The organism is Ekhidna sp. (assembly GCF_965212185.1).
Lineage (GTDB): Bacteria > Bacteroidota > Bacteroidia > Cytophagales > Cyclobacteriaceae > Ekhidna.
On record NZ_OZ243102.1, the window covers coordinates 2055876 to 2073544 of the forward strand.

13 protein-coding genes are annotated in these 17669 nt (G+C 39.7%); 5 read left to right on the forward strand and 8 right to left on the reverse strand.

All coding sequences use genetic code 11. From position 1 onward, the window contains the following. Positions 1 to 151 precede the first annotated feature (151 nt). Entirely contained in the window at positions 152 to 1756 is a 1605-nt protein-coding gene (locus tag ACOMC3_RS08960) for a tetratricopeptide repeat protein (protein WP_420319204.1), read from the reverse strand. 214 nt (positions 1757 to 1970) lie between these two features. Here ACOMC3_RS08960 and ACOMC3_RS08965 point away from each other — a divergent pair, with 214 nt between their 5' ends. Then, entirely contained in the window at positions 1971 to 2141 is a 171-nt protein-coding gene (locus ACOMC3_RS08965) for a hypothetical protein (RefSeq protein WP_420319205.1), read from the forward strand. Positions 2142 to 2162: 21 nt separating this feature from the next. Here ACOMC3_RS08965 and ACOMC3_RS08970 read toward each other — a convergent pair whose 3' ends face one another. From ACOMC3_RS08970 to ACOMC3_RS08980, 3 genes are all read right to left on the reverse strand, one after another. After that, positions 2163 to 3212 carry a serine hydrolase domain-containing protein gene (locus ACOMC3_RS08970; RefSeq protein ID WP_420319206.1) on the reverse strand — a complete coding sequence of 350 codons (1050 nt, stop codon included), beginning with the start codon at positions 3210 to 3212 and terminating at the stop codon, positions 2163 to 2165. Between the two features lie 102 nt (positions 3213 to 3314). Continuing rightward, the gene (locus ACOMC3_RS08975; RefSeq protein WP_420319207.1) at positions 3315 to 4403 is read right to left on the reverse strand and encodes a helix-turn-helix domain-containing protein; all 1089 of its coding nucleotides are present in this window, start codon (positions 4401 to 4403) and stop codon (positions 3315 to 3317) included. Positions 4404 to 4516: 113 nt separating this feature from the next. Further along, positions 4517 to 7732 carry a VPS10 domain-containing protein gene (locus tag ACOMC3_RS08980; protein ID WP_420319208.1) on the reverse strand — a complete coding sequence of 1072 codons (3216 nt, stop codon included), beginning with the start codon at positions 7730 to 7732 and terminating at the stop codon, positions 4517 to 4519. A 260-nt stretch (positions 7733 to 7992) separates the two neighbouring features. Here ACOMC3_RS08980 and ACOMC3_RS08985 point away from each other — a divergent pair, with 260 nt between their 5' ends. Beyond that, positions 7993 to 8604: a hypothetical protein gene (locus tag ACOMC3_RS08985; protein WP_420319209.1), complete on the forward strand. Its 612-nt coding sequence runs from the start codon at positions 7993 to 7995 to the stop codon at positions 8602 to 8604. On the opposite strand, the gene ACOMC3_RS08990 is transcribed toward ACOMC3_RS08985, so the two are convergent. After that, positions 8601 to 10382 carry an acyl-CoA dehydrogenase gene (locus ACOMC3_RS08990; RefSeq protein WP_420319210.1) on the reverse strand — a complete coding sequence of 594 codons (1782 nt, stop codon included), beginning with the start codon at positions 10380 to 10382 and terminating at the stop codon, positions 8601 to 8603. The two genes, ACOMC3_RS08985 and ACOMC3_RS08990, sit on opposite strands and share 4 nt — an antisense overlap. Before the next feature lie 216 nt (positions 10383 to 10598). On the opposite strand from ACOMC3_RS08990, the gene ACOMC3_RS08995 reads away from it, so the two are divergent. Continuing rightward, positions 10599 to 12443, forward strand: a complete 1845-nt coding sequence (locus ACOMC3_RS08995) for a cystathionine beta-synthase (protein WP_420319211.1) — start codon at positions 10599 to 10601, stop codon at positions 12441 to 12443. Between the two features lie 9 nt (positions 12444 to 12452). On the opposite strand, the gene ACOMC3_RS09000 is transcribed toward ACOMC3_RS08995, so the two are convergent. The 3 genes from ACOMC3_RS09000 to ACOMC3_RS09010 all read right to left on the reverse strand — a co-directional run bounded on the left by ACOMC3_RS09000 (position 12453) and on the right by ACOMC3_RS09010 (position 16083). Next, positions 12453 to 12908 carry a hypothetical protein gene (locus ACOMC3_RS09000; protein ID WP_420319212.1) on the reverse strand — a complete coding sequence of 152 codons (456 nt, stop codon included), beginning with the start codon at positions 12906 to 12908 and terminating at the stop codon, positions 12453 to 12455. A 351-nt stretch (positions 12909 to 13259) separates the two neighbouring features. Then, on the reverse strand, positions 13260 to 15206 hold the full coding sequence (gene ispG, locus ACOMC3_RS09005) for a (E)-4-hydroxy-3-methylbut-2-enyl-diphosphate synthase (RefSeq protein ID WP_420319213.1): 1947 nt from the start codon (positions 15204 to 15206) through the stop codon (positions 13260 to 13262). 163 nt (positions 15207 to 15369) lie between these two features. Beyond that, positions 15370 to 16083 (reverse strand): SDR family oxidoreductase, encoded by a 714-nt coding sequence (locus tag ACOMC3_RS09010; RefSeq protein ID WP_420319214.1) that lies wholly within the window; start codon positions 16081 to 16083, stop codon positions 15370 to 15372. Positions 16084 to 16153: 70 nt separating this feature from the next. On the opposite strand from ACOMC3_RS09010, the gene ACOMC3_RS09015 reads away from it, so the two are divergent. Both ACOMC3_RS09015 and ACOMC3_RS09020 read left to right on the forward strand, forming a co-directional pair. Beyond that, complete coding sequence (locus ACOMC3_RS09015) at positions 16154 to 16897, forward strand: MlaE family ABC transporter permease (RefSeq protein ID WP_420319215.1); 744 nt, start codon at positions 16154 to 16156, stop codon at positions 16895 to 16897. Then, on the forward strand, positions 16894 to 17643 hold the full coding sequence (locus ACOMC3_RS09020) for an ABC transporter ATP-binding protein (protein ID WP_420319216.1): 750 nt from the start codon (positions 16894 to 16896) through the stop codon (positions 17641 to 17643). Before ACOMC3_RS09015 ends, ACOMC3_RS09020 begins: the two co-directional genes overlap by 4 nt. The last annotated feature ends 26 nt before the right edge of the window (positions 17644 to 17669 follow it).

A 17669-nucleotide genomic window follows, 5' to 3' on the forward strand; every position in this document is an offset into this window, starting at 1 on the left:
TTTGAAATCATTGTTTCGCAAATCAACGGACACTGATAGATGACATGTGATTTTGTAGGTAAACAAAAGGTGTACACAAGCAATTATCATGTTTACATGAGGTAAACAAAAGACGTTATATCACTGATAATCAGTTAAATAGATTTAATAGTCAATTAGAAGGGCTGTCAAACATTATCATAAAGTCAACCAGGTTTTCATCACTTTTAAGACCTAGTTTCTTTCGTAATCTACTCCGTGCTGTCTTAACGCTATCAGAGGAAATTCCAAGAATTTGAGAAGATTCTTTAAGGTTCATATTTAATTTCAGTAAAGCACAAAGTTTCAATTCTGAATTACCCAAATCAGGAAATTGGTCTTTTAACCGCATAAAAAATCCTTCATGAACTTCTTCAAACATGACCTTAAAGTTCTCCCAATCCTGATCAATTTTCATGTTACTCCTGATGACATTGTTGAGTTGATTCAATTCCTTTGAGGTCTTCTCTGAAGCATTTTGTTTGATTTGCTTCACCTTCTCAGCTAATTCATTCAGCAATTCATTCTTTTGAATAAAATTCAGAGCGTAAGAAGTAACTTCTTTGCTCTTATGTTCAACTTTTTGTTTGAGTTCAATCTCTCTAAGTCTGGCATTTTTTATTCGTAACTTCAAAATGACAAATAGTAAAATGGCACCAACCAAAACAATTGAACCAATACTTAATGCAATAGCTAAGCGAAATTTATCTTCTGCTTGCTCTGCTTCTAGTAATGATAGCTGTCGGGCTTTTTTTTCGTCTTCATATTTCAATTGCAATACTTCAATTTGCTCCTGAACATCTTTACCCCTCCATTCTCGTTCTATCTCGATTTCTTTGGTCAAGTATTCATATGCTTTTTGATAATCGCTAAGTTGCACATAGTATTCTTTCAAAGATTCATAAGCAAACTGTTCCATCTTCTGCTGCTCTAACTGAATGGCCTTTTGTAATCCCTCCTGAATCAGATCTATACCATCGGGATTCTTATTTAGCAATAATGCGTTTCCCAATCCCATATCTACATTAATAGCCAATAGAATGGTTGGATCAACATAGCTCCTCGCATATTGATAATGCTCGATGGCTTTCGGAAGGTTTTCCATATACTCATACACATTCGCAATGTTTAAATGCAGTAATGCCATTTTAGCTGTATCCTTTCTTGCCACATGATGAGCTAGTACTATCTCAAAATTTTCCAATGCTGAATCGTAATTGCTTTCGTAAAAGAAAATGACACCTAAATTCAGATATCCGGAAAGTACTCTTGATGAATCACCTAACTCTTCAAAACTTTTCAACGATTGCTTGATGAAAGTTTTAGCCTTATTCGTTTGGCCCAGTTCGTCATATGTATTCCCTATATTCATCCGTGTACGGGCTGCCTCACTTTTCATTTCCAATGCTTCAAATCTTTTGAGTGCTTCCAGGTAATTCTCCATTGCCATATCATGAAGGTCTCTGTACCAATATGATAAGCCTAGATTGAAGTAAGCCTGGGCAATTCCCTCGCGATAATTAAGTTTCTCTGCCAGGTCTAAGGAAAGACGTGATAATATCTCTGCATCCTGTGGAGCCTTACTTTGAATTTTAATTAGCTCTTTGTGTATCCAATCTACAGTCTCACGAGTTTGTTCCCTACTTTTAAATTGTTGCTGAAGTGTATCCGCTTGTGAAAAACTTAGTACGGGGAACAGAAAAATCATCAATCGAAGCTTGGTGACTTTCAAATTCATAATTAAATCTACTCAACTTGAAGCTAGAAATGAATTGATCAATCTCCATTTCTTGATTACTAATTACCTTAGAATTCAACTGAGTCACTGCTATCACCTGATTTAAAGTGAATGGTTTAATACCTGATCAACACCAAAATTGAGTAATCTATGAATTCCATCGTCCAACTTTTTATAGTTGTCATCATTTGCTGCCTATCATTTAAATCCCTTTTTGCACAAGTACAATATGCAAGTAGATAAGGCCCTTGAAGCAATGAATCACACCCCTGAACCACGAAATAACTTAGGAGCACTCTTGGGAATACAAGTAGATCAAGCAAATGGTATTATAATTGGAGCATGTGATTCATCACGACCAGAAGGTGCAGCAGTGGGATACTAGGGACTATTGTTGTACCCATTCTTACCTTAACATCGCACCGTAAACCGAACCAATTAATGGATAAGCATCTGATTTCTTCACCCTGAGCGTACCATCAGGATTGTCTCTGAAAATGACAATTAATTCATTAGCCGGATCAATGTACATGTATTGCGATTGTGCGCCACGTGCCAAAAATGGTGCCCTTCCGGTATTGCTTTCGCTTTTAGTTACCCACCATAAGTATCCATAATTGTAATAATATTTATCTCCCGTTTCGATTTGCGCTTTTGTGCTTTCAATCACCCATTCTTTTGGCACAATTTGATTGCCATTCCAGTTTCCTTCATTGAGATAAAGCAACCCAAATCGGGCCATATCCTTCGTTGAAATTTGAAAAATATACGCAGGGTATTCCGATAATGCCGGCTGATAGAAATAGCCAGTATTGTAGCTTGCATCAAAATGCTCCATACCAATCGGAGAAGCAATACGATTCTGAAATTCTAAGAATAAATCTTTGCCTGTCTGATCATTGAAGATGTTTGATAGGGCATTAAAATCCCAGTTGTTATACTGAAAATGCTCACCAGGCTGATGTAAACCTCTTTCAGGCTTAGCTCGATTGCTTGCTTCTTCAAAAGCTGCTGGCAGGTAAATTCCAGAAGATGAAGACATTAAGTATTTGACTTGTGTCTGAAGCTCATTGGCATTCAATTTGCCTCCGTCATTTATCTGTAATTCTCCCAAAGTTTTATTTATATCGATGGCTCCCTCCTCCTGATAGATTCCATAAAGAGAACTAAGGAAACTTTTACGAAAAGATCGGCAGTCAAAGTTTTTCTCGGTCATTCCCCAATCTGCAATGACATATCCCTTTACTACGATAAGAGCTGCCACCCCTCCGATTTCTTCAAATTTGGTTTTAGCGCGATCCAGCTTTTTGGATGAGTATCCAACTTCTTCGGGTGTAATTTTCTGCCATTCTTTTTCAGGAAAAACCTTCGAAAGATCTGGATTGGTTTGAGTATTTCCACTAAATGAACAACTGATTAAAAACAAAACGATACAGATGCTATAACTTTTTCCCATGACATTGTTGTTTAAGAGTGACACATTTTGAACGAGTCAAAAGTGTACCCCATAATCTTTAATATCAAAAAGTAGTTGTCTAACTAAGCAAAGCTGGACAACCTACTTGATTGAGCTTAGGTACTCGGTAGGTGTAAGATTAGTCTCTCTTTTAAATGCGTTGTAAAAAGACGCGCGTGAATTAAAACCAACATCTTTTGCTATACCTTCAATGGAATATTGTTTGTGAGATGATGCAAGCATTTGTTTTGCTTGCTCAACTCTGTAAGCATTGACAAAATTCCTAAACGATTCACTTGTTTTCTGATTTATAATTTGGGAAATCAAGTATTCAGGTAAATTCAATTCTTGAGCAATGTCATTAAGTTTTAAATCCTCACGTTTATAAATAGCTTTCCCTACCATCAACTCAATGATTGAAGCATAGTACTTATCAATTTTCTGATCAGTCAGCCAAGATTTGGCATACTTCTTCTCCGGAAAACTGTTCACAAGTTCAGGTAGAGTAAGTAATTTGATGCATAGTAAAATCAATCCTAGTGAGAATATTTCGTATAAGTAATAATTGTAATCTTGTGTCATTCCCAGCAGTTTAAGCATCAACGCAGCACCTATATAAATCAAACCACCCCATAGAATGAATCGTATCCATTTTACCAGCACTCGTTGTTGTTTACTGGGTCGGGAATATTGCCTGCTGAATGCTCTTAGATCAAAAAATATCGCGATTATGTAGAGCATTGAATATGAAATCTGAAAGTACACAAACCAGGATGGGATCAGTCCATATGTATTTATTACCTCCCGATTAAGAACTGCTAATTTGTATTCGGCACTCTGTGTTAAAAATGGAAAGAGGTAGATCATTAAAAGCACAAAAGGCAAAAAGTGGATGAAATGCTTAATCTGAACTTTATTGATTCCTTTGATGAGGTAATGAATGTATAGATAAATAAACACAGGCCGCAAGATTCCTGCAGGGTAGTTTATTTTGAACCAATGAGGATAATAAATGATATAGCCGGTACTATACAGAAACTTTACAATGAGCACTCCGCCACTACTCAGTAAAAAACAGACCAACCATAAATTGGCAACATTCTTTTTGGCTTTAATCCCAATTCCCACAGCCATGATCACCGCCAGGAAGAGTCCGGCCATTACCAATAAATCTGTATAATCTAGCAGCACTACATTTATTTTAAAAGATCAGTCTTGTAAAATGACTAATATTTTAATAAAAATCAGCATGTCACCTCTCAGTGATTATTGATTCTCCGCCAACATTAAATTCTTTATTAATGTCAATCCTCCTCGGTAATCAAATATCCAATCTCTTTCTCACGAAGCAACTGATAAAAGGCTGGCAATGTAACACTCTTGATTGATCTCAGTTGACTACTGAATTCTTCTAGTTCTTCATGAAGCTTATTGTAAACCTCTACATACTGATCAGCAGGTTTGAAGTCTGAAATTTGGGTAGTGGCAGCCAAATAACTGAGCTTTTGTACGAGCATTGCCGGCCATCGAACTATGTCCTGACCTGTACCAGATGTTTTAAGCTGGACAAGTTTCCCTTCAAGTCCAGTTAACATGGAATCCAGTTTCGATACTTCAGCCAATAGCTCTTTCTCATCTTTCCGCTGTACCTTAAGGATGGCTTGCATGTCATAGAGCTGCCTTCTTAAAATCTCAAGTTCATTGACCATCTTATGAGATATATCCAAATCGTTGTGAATCTTACGCATAAGAGCATCTTGAGCCTGAATATCAGCTAACGATCCCTCCGAGCTGGGATCTTTAATAATCGTAAGGCCCTCAGTAAAACTCTCTTCTCCGACCACAAGGTTCACTGTATATTTTCCAGGAGCTGTCCAATAGGCTGAGTTCCCAAAAGAATAAGGAGAAAATCGTGTGCGCTTCGAATCCAATTGCATCCACTCTGCGCCTTCAGCTTTGGTGCGCAATGCCAGTGGTGTAACCGGATCAACAGAAAAATCCCACCACACCCTGTTAAGGCCTGCTGTTCCACTTTGTTCTATTGTGCGTATGGTATCACCCGTTGTGTTTATGATGTGGATTTTGATGGAATCGTTTTTCTCTTTTAGCCAATAATCAATTGAGGTACCAAATGGAGGGTTTTCACCCCATGAAGGTTCCGGAAAAAATTGCATGTTTGCAGTGAGTGGCTGGAAACGATAGGTATCTTTTTGCTTGAATAAAACCGCTTCTCTTTGAGCAATATCAGATGGAAGCTGCTGCAGAGCAGACAGGTCATCTAATATCCATATTCCACGTCCATAAGTACCGATAACCAAATCATTGAAATGCTCCTGCACATCGATCCAATACATTGGAGTAGCAGGAAGACCATTCATAAATGGCTGCCAATTTTCTCCATCATCAAAAGAGACATAGAGTTTGTTTTCTGTTCCGAGATACAACATCCCCTCACGCTTCGGATCTTCTTTGATATTTCTTGCATAGCTCAAGTTTCCAACCTCAATTCCATTGGTGATCTTTTTCCAGCTTTTCCCATAGTCCTCTGTCTTATAGACATGCGGATCAAAATTCCCAACCTCATGCAAATCCACAGTTATGTAAGCTTTGCCTTCTTTCCATCGGGAGGCTTCTATATTCCTAACCGTACCTAAAGGAGGTAGATTTTTGATGTTACTCGTGACGTTGGTCCAGGTTTGGCTTCCGTCCTGACTTATTTGGACCAGCCCATCATTGGTACCCACCCAAAAGAGACCTTCTTTAAGTGGTGACTCTTCGAAAGCATAAATAACATTGGCATATTCCACACCTATATTATCCGGAGTAAGACCGCCGGACTTTTGCTGTTTTGACTTATCGTTTAGTGTCAAATCCGGACTTATAACTTCCCAGGATTGACCATCATCCATGGTTCGGTGAATGAATTGGCTCGCGACGTATACATTTTTGTTGTTATGCGGTGATATGAGCAACGGAAACGTCCACTGAAAACGATACTTAACCATTTCACCCGTGTGACCTGCGGTTAATTCTGGCCAAATTTCTGTCTGTCTATACTGCCCAGTTCTCACATCATATCTTGTAACCACGCCACCTAAAGCACCATAGCCGGATGCTGTAGACCACACAATATTAGGATCAGTTGGATCAGCGGTAGCAAACCCACTTTCACCTCCACCTACATCTCTCCACGCGCCTGTTGGTATCATGCCCGGTCCAAACAGCCCGAATTCATTGGTTCGACTTGGTCCTCTCATACTGGGACCGTCTTGCCGATTGGTTAGCACATTATATGGAATCGCATTATCTGTGGTCACATGGTACAGCTGAGCTACTGGAAGTTGTACCCGATACCAGGTTTTACCTCTATTTTTTGATATTGACAAGCCTCCATCACCCACTACAATCATCCGATTACCATCTGTTGGATCAATCCACATGTGATGGTGATCCCAGTTTGGTTGGGTCATTGATACGTCATCGGTGGACTTGCCACCGTCAATACTGGTATAAAAATTAGCTGCGATGAAATATGCCTCATTGGCATTGTCAGGTGAAGCTTCTACTCTGGTGTAATATGCCTGTCTGCCTCCAAGATCTCTGTTTGAATTGATCAAACTCCAGCTTTTTCCTTTGTTTTCAGACCTCCATAACTCTCCATTTTCTTTTTTACCATTGATCGATTCAACCCCATCTCCTGTTTCTATAAGTGCATATACACGATTAGGGTCTGCAGGTGTCATAGCCATAGAAATCTTTCCAACAGGACCTTCTGGCAAACCATTTCCTCCCAGTTTATTCCATGTTTCTCCTCCGTCCTTTGACATATAAATAGCACTTCCAGGCCCTCCACTTGTTCGGTTCCATGTTTTCAAAGACAATTGCCACATTCCCGCGAATAGTATCAAAGGATTCGATGGATCCATGACAATTTCAGAAGCTCCTGTGTTTTGATCCACTTTCAATACATGTTGCCAAGTTTTACCTCCATCCATGCTCTTAAAAATTCCTCGTTCGGCTTGGGGAGCATAGGCATGTCCCAGCGCTGCGACATACACAATGTCAGGGTTTGATGGATGAACCACTATTCTTCCAATCCTTCCGGTTTTTTCCAGCCCCATTTGTTTCCAGCTATCTCCTCCGTCTACCGATTTCCATACTCCATTTCCAATGGAGACATTAGAACGAATGAAACTCTCTCCGGTACCGGCATAAACAATTTCTGTATTGGATGGAGCTAAAGCTAATGCTCCAATTGCATGAACGGGTTGTTCATCGAATATTGGGGTCCAGTTCAGACCTCCATCTGTTGTCTTCCATATTCCCCCGGATGCAGCACCCACATAATACGTCAGCTCATCTCCTGGGATACCTACGGCAGAGATCAATCGATTTCCCACGGGTCCTATGTGACGAAATTTCAGCGGCTGAAATGATTCTTTGTCTAGCTTTTGAGCATGGCTAATGAATACCGTGCAACTTATGATAAATAATGCGAGAAGTGATTTGGTTAGGTTCATAAGAATGGTGTTTAAGGGTCTGGGTTTAGAATGTAGGGTATGAATGAAAAGTTAAGGCATAAAATTGGGTTTACAATAAGCAAAGTCTCTAAAATAAACTGCTTACATGTGTTGGATTATTTAGACACGTTCATTGATTTCCAAACAAATCATTTATTGACTAGAACTACCACATCTTTAGATCTATCATTTTGAAATTGGGGGTTAATCACTGATTTTTTGTCTAACCAAAACTACTAATCCGTTTACTGTTAATCACCATGAATCTCACTACCCAATTACCCATTCTTAGATCACTCATTACTTTTTTCCTTTTTCTGACGATCTCATTTCTTTTCTCTTGTCAAGAAGATTATACAAAGTGTATTACTAATTGTACAAGCACAAGTCACGGCATCCAGGAGTATTATATTTATAATGCTGATATGACTCCTTATGAGCGTACCAATGATTCTAAATCATACCAAATAAATGACAGTATTGATATGGTCAAATTTGGAATAGAGATGACTTTATACAAAACAACTTTTGTCATTAAACACCCGGAACAACGTTGTTGTGGGTATGAGTATATAGAAGGAGAGGAAATTGTAGATTTCCAGTTGGATGTCATCAACACAGTGACAAATAAAAGAATCGATGCGATTCCCTATTTTTTTATCGATTACGCCTATTCCCATGAACCAACAACCTTGAGTGAATTTCTTAACGGACAAGTTGTATCATCCTTTAGTATAAAGTTGGAACCGGATACACTAATTCCATTATCTGCACTTTTTGAGGCAAACATTACCATTTCAGATGGTGAGCAGTATCAGTTAATGACAGATACCATCTTATTCAAAAAAATTACAGATCCAACCTATCTCTAAAACAGCTCTGCTGATACCTTAACCGTCACATCTGAGTCGTGGCAAATTGTTTTTTGCAGGCCTTTGCATCGAGACATCTCATACTTATAGAAATAGTCCATCGTATGAAATTTACTTTGCTTAAATGTTTCATCCTTATCGAATGCAGCGACTCCCATTTTCAACCATTGCCATCCAATCACCACTGTGCTAAATAAGTCCATAAATATGGTTGCGTCTGCCAAATACCGTTCATGATCCCCTTCCATTGCATACTTCATCAGGTGGGCGAGGCATGTTTCGATCAATTTAGCACCCTCACCCAATGTAATGGCATAGTTTTTAAGCTGATCTTTGTTACTTGCAGAATTTATTGTTGATTCAATTTCTTGAGCCAAAAGTTTTAATGCAGCCCCTTCCATCATCGTCACTTTGCGACCCAACAGATCGAGTGACTGAATACCTGTGGTCCCTTCATAGATCGAGCAAATGCGAATGTCTCGTAAATATTGTTGCAGTATGAAATCCATAGTGAACCCATATCCTCCTAGTACCTGAAGTCCGGTATCGACAGCCTCTTTGCCTTTCTCAGACGGATAGGTTTTGGCTATTGGTGTAAGCAACTCTGCAAGTAAATGATAATTACTGCTCTCATCTCCAGTTGTGGTCATCTGCTTATCTACATACCACGCACATTGAAGCACTAAACTCAGGCAACCTTCCATGATTGCTTTTTGATGTAGCAGCATACGTTTCACATCCGGATGATTGATGATGAGGGTTTGCTCCTGACTAGGATCCTTCTTTCCGGTACCTTGTAGCTTTCGTCCTTGGGGCCGTTCTTTGGCATACTGTAGCGAAGTATAATAAGCAGCTGATGCTATGCCGGTACCCACACGACCTACGGCTATGCGTGCCTCATTCATCATCTGAAACATATAGGATAATCCTTTGTTTTCCTGACCTACCAAGTACCCCACACTTTCCCCGCTATCTCCAAATGCCAGGTGATTGGTACAATATCCTCTTTGCCCAAGTTTCTCATGTTCACCTACAATGTCCACATGGTTATAATCACCAATATCTCCATTATCATTCACCAAATATTGCGGGACCACAAATAGAGAAACGCCCTTGGTCCCGGCAGGTGATCCTTCTTTTCTGGCTAATACCAGATGAACGAAATTTTCTGCAAACTGATGGTCACTTCCGGAAATGAATATTTTTTGTCCTTTTATGGAATAGGTCCCATCTTTCTTTGGTTTTGCAGATGTAGTAATGTCTGACAAGGAACTCCCCGCTTGTGGCTCAGTCAAGCACATGGTCCCGCCCCACTTCATTTCTTGCATCTTGGGTACGAACTTTTGATTTAGCTCCTCAGTCCCAAAATTAATGATCAAGTTAGCAGCACCGGCTGTCAACCCCATGTAGCCTGAAACATGATTGTTGGCAGCTTCAGTAATAAAATAAAGTGCATTAAAAACTACCAGGGGCAATTGCATTCCACCATCTTTCTCATCCATAAATGCTCCTACCAATCCCATTTCACCGGATTTTTGAAAAATGGTACCAAATTGCTTGTGAATAGAGACCCGACCATTCTTAAAAAAAGAAGGTTTCTCGTCCATTTCCTTTACGAATGGATATAGAGCCTTGTCGCTAAAATCTTTTACCGCATCAAGTAAAATGTCAATGGATTGCATGTCATAGGCAGCAAAGCGTTCAGCTTTTAACAAGTCTTCCAGATTATGAACTTCTTTCAGAATAAAAGAAAGGGTTTTAGGATCGTAGTATTGCATATGGTGATTGGTTAGAAATTTAAATTAATCAAACTACTGACAATGAGCAATCCATGATAGAGGGCACAACTAAAAGCGCATGAATTTATCAATGTGTGTTTAATCGAGAACTATATCTTTGCGGCCGCTAAATGCGGCTTTTATGGAATTATTCTGTGGGCTGCTTGGGTTATAGCATTGATTAAATAAATACAGAAAAAAGACTTCTCCTTGACGATGAATAAAGATAAGCTACTGAACTACCTCAAAGAACTTCTGAATAACGTTCCGTCCGATTGGCTTAACCTTACAACCCATCGTCTGGATATTTACAACGAAGAACTGGCCAAAACTGAATTTCTGGAAGCATTCGAAAACTTGTATTCCTCAAATCACTCATCGCCTGAAGCCCTCCAAAAACTCCCAACAGCATATGATTACATTCGATTGGGTCATCCACTATCTACCGTTTTAGAATGGTTCATTGCTAAGCTGAACCACACAAATGCTGAACGAGTCATCAGCTTTTCATCTCGGACGATTCCAATAATGGCTGTTTTGAGAAAAAATCAACTTGATAATAAGAATACACGTATCGTTTACATTGATCAGTTGCCTTCATCATTTGATCCTGAGGAAATTAAACGAGTGTATGGCTATTCTTTTAAGTTGGAAAAAGCGAATGATCTAAGAGAGCTCGAAGCTTTTGATGGGAGTACCCTATTTGTTTCAAATAGTCAAAATCCAGATTCCTTTGATCTGAATGATAACGTTGACTTTTACATCAATAATCACACGGATTGGGGAAGTGTTTTACTTATAAACGGCGATCGCAATCAAGAATATGTTGCGGCTATTCAGCACGTCAGGAGAAGAGAAACCATCGCTATGACACCTGCCAACTGCATGACCGCCCTTCAACATTTAAGTGGTTCTCAAGTATCCGATACAAAACAATTTGATTCAGCGAAAGATCAAGCGCTAGTTGTTGAGACCATTCGATCGATTACTGGCACACAATCAAAAGCAATCATTGGATCAAGTGGTTTATCTATTCAATATGCCATTATGATGGGATTGATTGATAACTCATTCAAGTCTCATTCCGGTAAAGCTATTAAATTCATAGTCCCAACCAATTGCTATGGAGGCACCAACGATCAAGCCAGACGTGTTGCAGCATGCATCGATCAAGTAGAGGTTCTGGATTGGCGTGTTGATGGTGATTCCGATATGGTGCAAAGCCTGAATCATATTCTTGATCAAGTGGCCAAAGCAGATGCCATTCCTTTCATCATCGCAGAGATACCTACCAATCCACGTGTAGAGGTCCCGAATATGGATGAATTGAAAAAAGTATTGAGCCAGACTCGAACCACAGCGGATAATCATACCGCAGTAGATCCGGTATTTATTTTGGATCAGACCTTCTGTCCTAATATCCAATTTTTAAAAGAAGAAGGATACTTTGAATCCATAAAAGCCATCTCATATGTAAGTGGATCTAAGTTTCCAAGTGGAGGAAAATGCACCGCCGGATACTGTGTGGCCAATAAAGAGGCAGAGGGATTAGTGGATGCCATTGAAAAGCATCTGATCCTTTGTGACAATGAAGCTACTGATCTTCAGATAGCGATTCTTGCAGAGCAGATGCCTTCCATGATTCAACGGATTGCCGAAGCATATTTAAATACACGGGAATTTGTGAACTTCATTAAGCAAACATTGCCTACCGCAAAGATCAACTTTGTATCTGAAGAACTTGCAAAGGAAGGATTTACACCGTCGGTGTTTTCGTTGGATCTGCCAACCAAAGGTGAGGCCGAAGAGGAGAGAGAAGCCTATAAACGAGGACTGAATAACAAGTTGATCACCATGATGATCAGCGAGCTTCCAAACGACAGCAAATACTGCGTGAGTTATGGACAATTAAAAGGGTGCTATTGGACCATTCCTGCTACTTCTACTCAAGGTACAACCAAGGAATCAGACAAGGATTACATTGCACGGGTATCTGTTTCTCCTGAGTTGGATCTGGAAAGACATAAAGAAGTATTTACTGAATTTGTGAAAGGTATTTGATTCAAGGACCTATTTTTTACTTAATTCAAAAGTGAAAAAAGTACCTATTATAACAATCCCTTCAGGTTCAAAACCACTACTGTAGATGTACTCAAAGTATGGCGCAAATCTCCCATACATTCCATGAAACCCGCCTCCGGTTAAAGCTCTAAATCCTGATTCATGTTTTAGATTTTTCCATCCGGCACCAACTAAAGGATACACTCCCCAGTGATGTGACAATTCAAAAATAAAGTGACCATTAAAAGTAACTTCCATTCCCTCTGAAAGTGCATGATCATTTTGAGGAAACAGATTACTCTCCAAACCGAAACACATTTTATGACTGGGAAAATAATGAAACCGTAAGTTGACCCCTGTGTGATCTCCAACAACGGTACTGATTCCGGGCGCTACCCCACTCTCTTTCATCTGAGCAGAAATTAGAAATGGCACTAAAAAGGCGAATAACAAGTAAGACTTCATGTGATTAAGTGTATCAAGTAAGATACTAAGAATCACACTTTTTTAAGAAGCCATACTTTAAACGATTACATCAACTAAACCTCTACGCCTTCCGGTTCGATCCATTTGCCATGCTTCTTGATCTATTGCCTCGGTTCGTGTCCTCACGAATCGTAAGAAATAGGTTAATGAAGCACAAACCTGAGATCATAGACCCTGAAACAAGTTCAGGGTGACGTTCTAGCTAAAAAGATCAAGCTTAAGAGTCGTCAGACGTGTTAAACCCTTCAGTTTCGAATAACACCAACAAATAACAGACACTTTAAACGAAACAACTCGGGAAACGTCGGACCGTCCTCAAAGAGGGAATTACTAAACCTCCACTCCCTCCGGCTCCACCCATCGTCCATGCTCTTTGATCAAGTCAATGAGTTCGTCCAATGCTCGTTCTGATGGCACGCTACGCTTCACTACTTCCTGCCCTTTATACAAAGTGATCTTTCCTTTGCCGGAACCGACATATCCAAAGTCGGCATCAGCCATCTCCCCGGGACCATTTACAATGCAACCCATGATGCCGATCTTCACCCCTTTCAAATGGTCAGTTCGCTTACGAATCATTGCAGTCGTTTCCTGCAAATCAAAGAGTGTTCGACCGCAAGATGGACAGGAGATGTACTCCGTTTTTGTAATCCGGGTGCGAGCTGCCTGAAGTATCCCAAAGGCGGTGTTATTGTACAGCTTCAAGGTCGCAACAGAAGGAACAAATTTTGGCGACAGCATCAGACCATCACCAATACCATCAATGTATAAAGCACCAGCATCTGTTGACGCATGGATCATTAATTCATCTTCCGAAAGATCAGGATATGATTGTTGCAAGACCACAGGTACCTCAATATTTTGGTTCATTAGCTCTACTACAAACCTTCGGATGCTTGCAGTGGAATGAGATTGCTCAGAATGTAGTATAAGGACTGTATTGGCTGTTTTTTCCAGAAAACCAAAGATTGTTTGGTCGTAGTTATCTGTATTTATTGATATGAAGTTTAACTTATCATGAACTCCATTAACTTCCTTCAAATCAGTTAGTAATGGATACCTATTGACTTGATCACTACAAGATTTCCAAACATCATAATTCATGACCTCTTTCAGACCATTCGGAAGCATGAACTGGATCGGATTTGATCCTGTATAAATATAGTCTGCACCTAGATCATTCATCCCCCACTTGTCCAACTCAGGTAAATATGAATGCCCGATTGACTTCAAATCTTTGATCTCAACCTTCTCCATTTTAGAGAAATCAGCAATTACTCTTGGCACATTTTCATGACCGAAATTCAACACTTCACTCGTCTTTCTCCTGTGATATTCAAAGGGGTTAATTGGCCAGCCATTGGCTGGTTCTATTTTTTCTTGCTGAGCCTTGAATTGTAGTCGATCAACCATGATCTGAGCAACAGGTGCTTCAACCTCGGGCTCCTCAGTAAGAGACACTCGAACGGTATCTCCCAGTCCATCTTCGAGTAAGGTTCCTATGCCAACAGCGGACTTAATCCTCCCATCTTCAGCCTCGCCTGCTTCTGTCACTCCAAGATGCAATGGGTAGGGCTCCAATCCCTCTTCATCTAGTTTATTGACAAGCAATCTATAGGCCTGAACCATCACCTGAGGATTGCTACTTTTCATAGATACCACCAGGTCTTTATAATCCATTGCTTCACAGATCCGGATAAATTCCAATGCAGATTCTACCATTCCCAGCGGGGTGTCCCCATACCTACTCATAATCCGGTCAGAGAGTGAACCATGATTGGTTCCAATTCGCATGGCTGTCTTATTGGCCTTGCATATTTCTACCAGCGGAGAAAACTTATCTTCGATACGTTTTAATTCATCTGCATAGGCCTGATCGGTATACTCAATCTGCTCAAATTTCTTCTTATCCGCATAGTTACCCGGATTGACCCTAACCTTCTCTACAATTTTTGCTGCAAGCTCAGCTGCATTGGGAGTGAAATGAATGTCTGCAACTAATGGTACCTCACAGCCACGCTTTCTCAATTCATTCTTAATGTTCTCAAGGTTTTGAGCTTCTTTAATACTTGGAGCTGTTATTCTCACGTATTCACATCCGGATTCAACCATTCTTAATGTTTGCTCTACAGATCCCATAGTATCCATGGTATCTACAGTGGTCATGGACTGTACCCTGATTGGGTTATTACCACCCATTGGAACATCCCCAATGAAAACTTCTCGGGTTTTCCTTCTTGAATAATGAGTAAGACTGTTACAATATTTAAAATTCATTTGTCAATCCTATTTTGACTTAACAATAACTTAAAACTTGTCTTTTCGACGGTGGAGAAATATTCATTAACGATGAATTCATAGCTTTAAATGAACATTGAATTGATTGAGATAGATGTTTCGTTTCACTCAACATGACAAGTTTTAATCGATGGATTTTGCATCATATATCTCCCAATTGTGGTCTTAGGACTACTTCTTCTATTACACTTCGTTCACTCAACCGATAACTGGTATAGATGGTTTCGGCAATATCTTCAGGTTTCATAAAGCGATCTTCAGGAATATCTACACCGTCCCAGCTCGGAGTTTTCACCGCTCCGGCCAAAATAGAAGTTACTCTGATTCCGAATTCCTTTAATTCTTCACGCAATGCCTGTGAAAGACCATAAAGAGCAAATTTTGAAATAGAATATGAACCTCCATTTGGATATGCTTTCAGACTTGCTACCGAACATAAGTTAAAAATATGTCCTCGTCTATCATGCTTCATTTGAGGTATTAAAGCTCTGGAGAGGTGATAAGCGCTATAAAGATTCGTGTCTATCATTTTTTCCAAAGCTCCATCCGGTTCTTCACAGATGAGACCTGGAGTGAACACCCCACTATTATTGATCAAAATTTCAACAGGTTTTGCGGTCATTCGAATAAACTCAACGAATGTCTTAACCCCTTCTTTATTCGATAAGTCCGCTGAAAAGGTATGAATCAATACATTATGTTGCTCATGAATCTCTTTTCTAAGCTCTGCCAGGTCATTATCGTTCCTTGAACAGGTAGCCACAGGCCATCCTTCAGAAGCAAATCTGTGTACCAAAGCTTTGCCAATTCCCTTTGTTCCTCCCGTAATCACTACCATCCTCTCTGAATTATTCATGTTTCTTTTTTCTGGTTATTCCTTAAGGTGTTATGTTTGACAAATCTAACACTTGCATCGAACGCAATACATGAAGAGCTTAGGAAAATTCATCATATTCATTGGACAACTATTCGTTCGAAGAGAAGCTTTTGCCACGTATGTAACCCGTGTAGTTGATGAAAGTATTAAGGTAGGATTTAACTCCGTATTTATTGTGGCTATTGTTTCCGCATTTATCGGAGCAGTTACTACTGTACAAACAGCGTATAATTTGGTCTCACCGCTAATCCCTGACAGTACCATAGCCTGGGTAGTTCGCGACATGACACTCCTCGAACTTGCTCCGACCATTACAGCAATTGTATATGCCGGAAAAGTAGGATCTAATATCGCGGGGGAATTGGGTACCATGAGAATAACCGAGCAAATAGATGCTTTGGAAGTCATGGGAATCAATGCAACCTCTTACCTGGTTTTTCCAAAAATATTGGCTTCTGTTCTAATGTTCCCGATTCTTGTAATATTATCGGCTTTTATCTCCATTTACAGTGGATACCTTACATCATTGTCAACAGGTGTTATATCTGGAACAGATTACCTTATCGGTATTCAAATTGAATTTATTCCGTTCACGGTAGTTTTCGCCATGATTAAAGCAGTTGTGTATGGCTTCTTAGTTGCCGCAATTTCTGCTTACCAGGGTTTCTTCACTCGAGGTGGAGCATTGGAAGTTGGTCAATCATCGACAAGTGCTGTCACCAATAGTTGTATAGCGGTGCTAGCTGCAGATTTCCTTTTAGCTTATCTCTTGGCCCCACTCTTAACTGCATGATTGAAGTATCTAACATATCTAAATCATTTAGTGATAAGAAAGTCTTACATGAGATAAACACGCTTTTTGAAAAAGGTAAGATTAATATGATTATTGGCGCCAGTGGTACAGGTAAAAGCGTCCTGCTTAAATGTATCGTTGGATTGATAAAACCTGACAATGGGGATGTCTCTTATGACAATAGAGAGTTTACCAGAGCAGATAAAGAACTACAAACAGAGATACGGAGGGAAATGGGCATGCTTTTTCAGGGAGGTGCATTATTTGACAGTCAGACAGTTGAACAAAATGTCATGTTTCCGCTTGATGTCTTAACGAAGCAATCGCCGGAAGAGAAATTGGAAAGAGTCAATTTCTGCTTGGAGCGAGTGGGATTAGAAAATGTAAACTCCAAAATGCCTTCTGAAATATCCGGAGGAATGAAAAAAAGAGTTGGGATTGCTCGAGCCATCGTTACAAAGCCCAATTATTTGTTTTGTGATGAACCTAATTCAGGTTTGGATCCACAAACGTCCATCAAAATTGATAATCTCATCAAAGACATCACAGATGAATATGGAATTACTACGGTAGTAGTATCTCATGATATGAATTCCGTGCTGGAAATTGGGGATAAAGTAAACTTCATGCATGAAGGACGCATCCTTTGGACAGGTCCTAGCTCTGAGATTGGTGACTCAGATGTGCAAGAACTCAATGATTTTGTTTTTGCAGGCAGGTTAATGAAGTTGGTTAAGGGCAAGTGACCTTATCATTCATCTTACACTACAAT

Bases quoted from the DNA above. Each gene is read 5' to 3' on its own strand.
- ACOMC3_RS09020 (WP_420319216.1), top strand. From the start codon at position 16,894: ATGATTGAAGTATCTAACATATCTAAATCATTTAGTGATAAGAAAGTC.
- ispG (WP_420319213.1), bottom strand. From the start codon at position 15,206: ATGAATTTTAAATATTGTAACAGTCTTACTCATTATTCAAGAAGGAAA.
- ACOMC3_RS08970 (WP_420319206.1), bottom strand. From the start codon at position 3,212: ATGGGAAAAAGTTATAGCATCTGTATCGTTTTGTTTTTAATCAGTTGT.
- ACOMC3_RS08985 (WP_420319209.1), top strand. From the start codon at position 7,993: ATGAATCTCACTACCCAATTACCCATTCTTAGATCACTCATTACTTTT.
- ACOMC3_RS09015 (WP_420319215.1), top strand. From the start codon at position 16,154: ATGAAGAGCTTAGGAAAATTCATCATATTCATTGGACAACTATTCGTT.
- ACOMC3_RS09000 (WP_420319212.1), bottom strand. From the start codon at position 12,908: ATGAAGTCTTACTTGTTATTCGCCTTTTTAGTGCCATTTCTAATTTCT.
- ACOMC3_RS08980 (WP_420319208.1), bottom strand. From the start codon at position 7,732: ATGAACCTAACCAAATCACTTCTCGCATTATTTATCATAAGTTGCACG.
- ACOMC3_RS08995 (WP_420319211.1), top strand. From the start codon at position 10,599: ATGAATAAAGATAAGCTACTGAACTACCTCAAAGAACTTCTGAATAAC.
- ACOMC3_RS08960 (WP_420319204.1), bottom strand. From the start codon at position 1,756: ATGAATTTGAAAGTCACCAAGCTTCGATTGATGATTTTTCTGTTCCCC.
- ACOMC3_RS08990 (WP_420319210.1), bottom strand. From the start codon at position 10,382: ATGCAATACTACGATCCTAAAACCCTTTCTTTTATTCTGAAAGAAGTT.
- ACOMC3_RS09010 (WP_420319214.1), bottom strand. From the start codon at position 16,083: ATGAATAATTCAGAGAGGATGGTAGTGATTACGGGAGGAACAAAGGGA.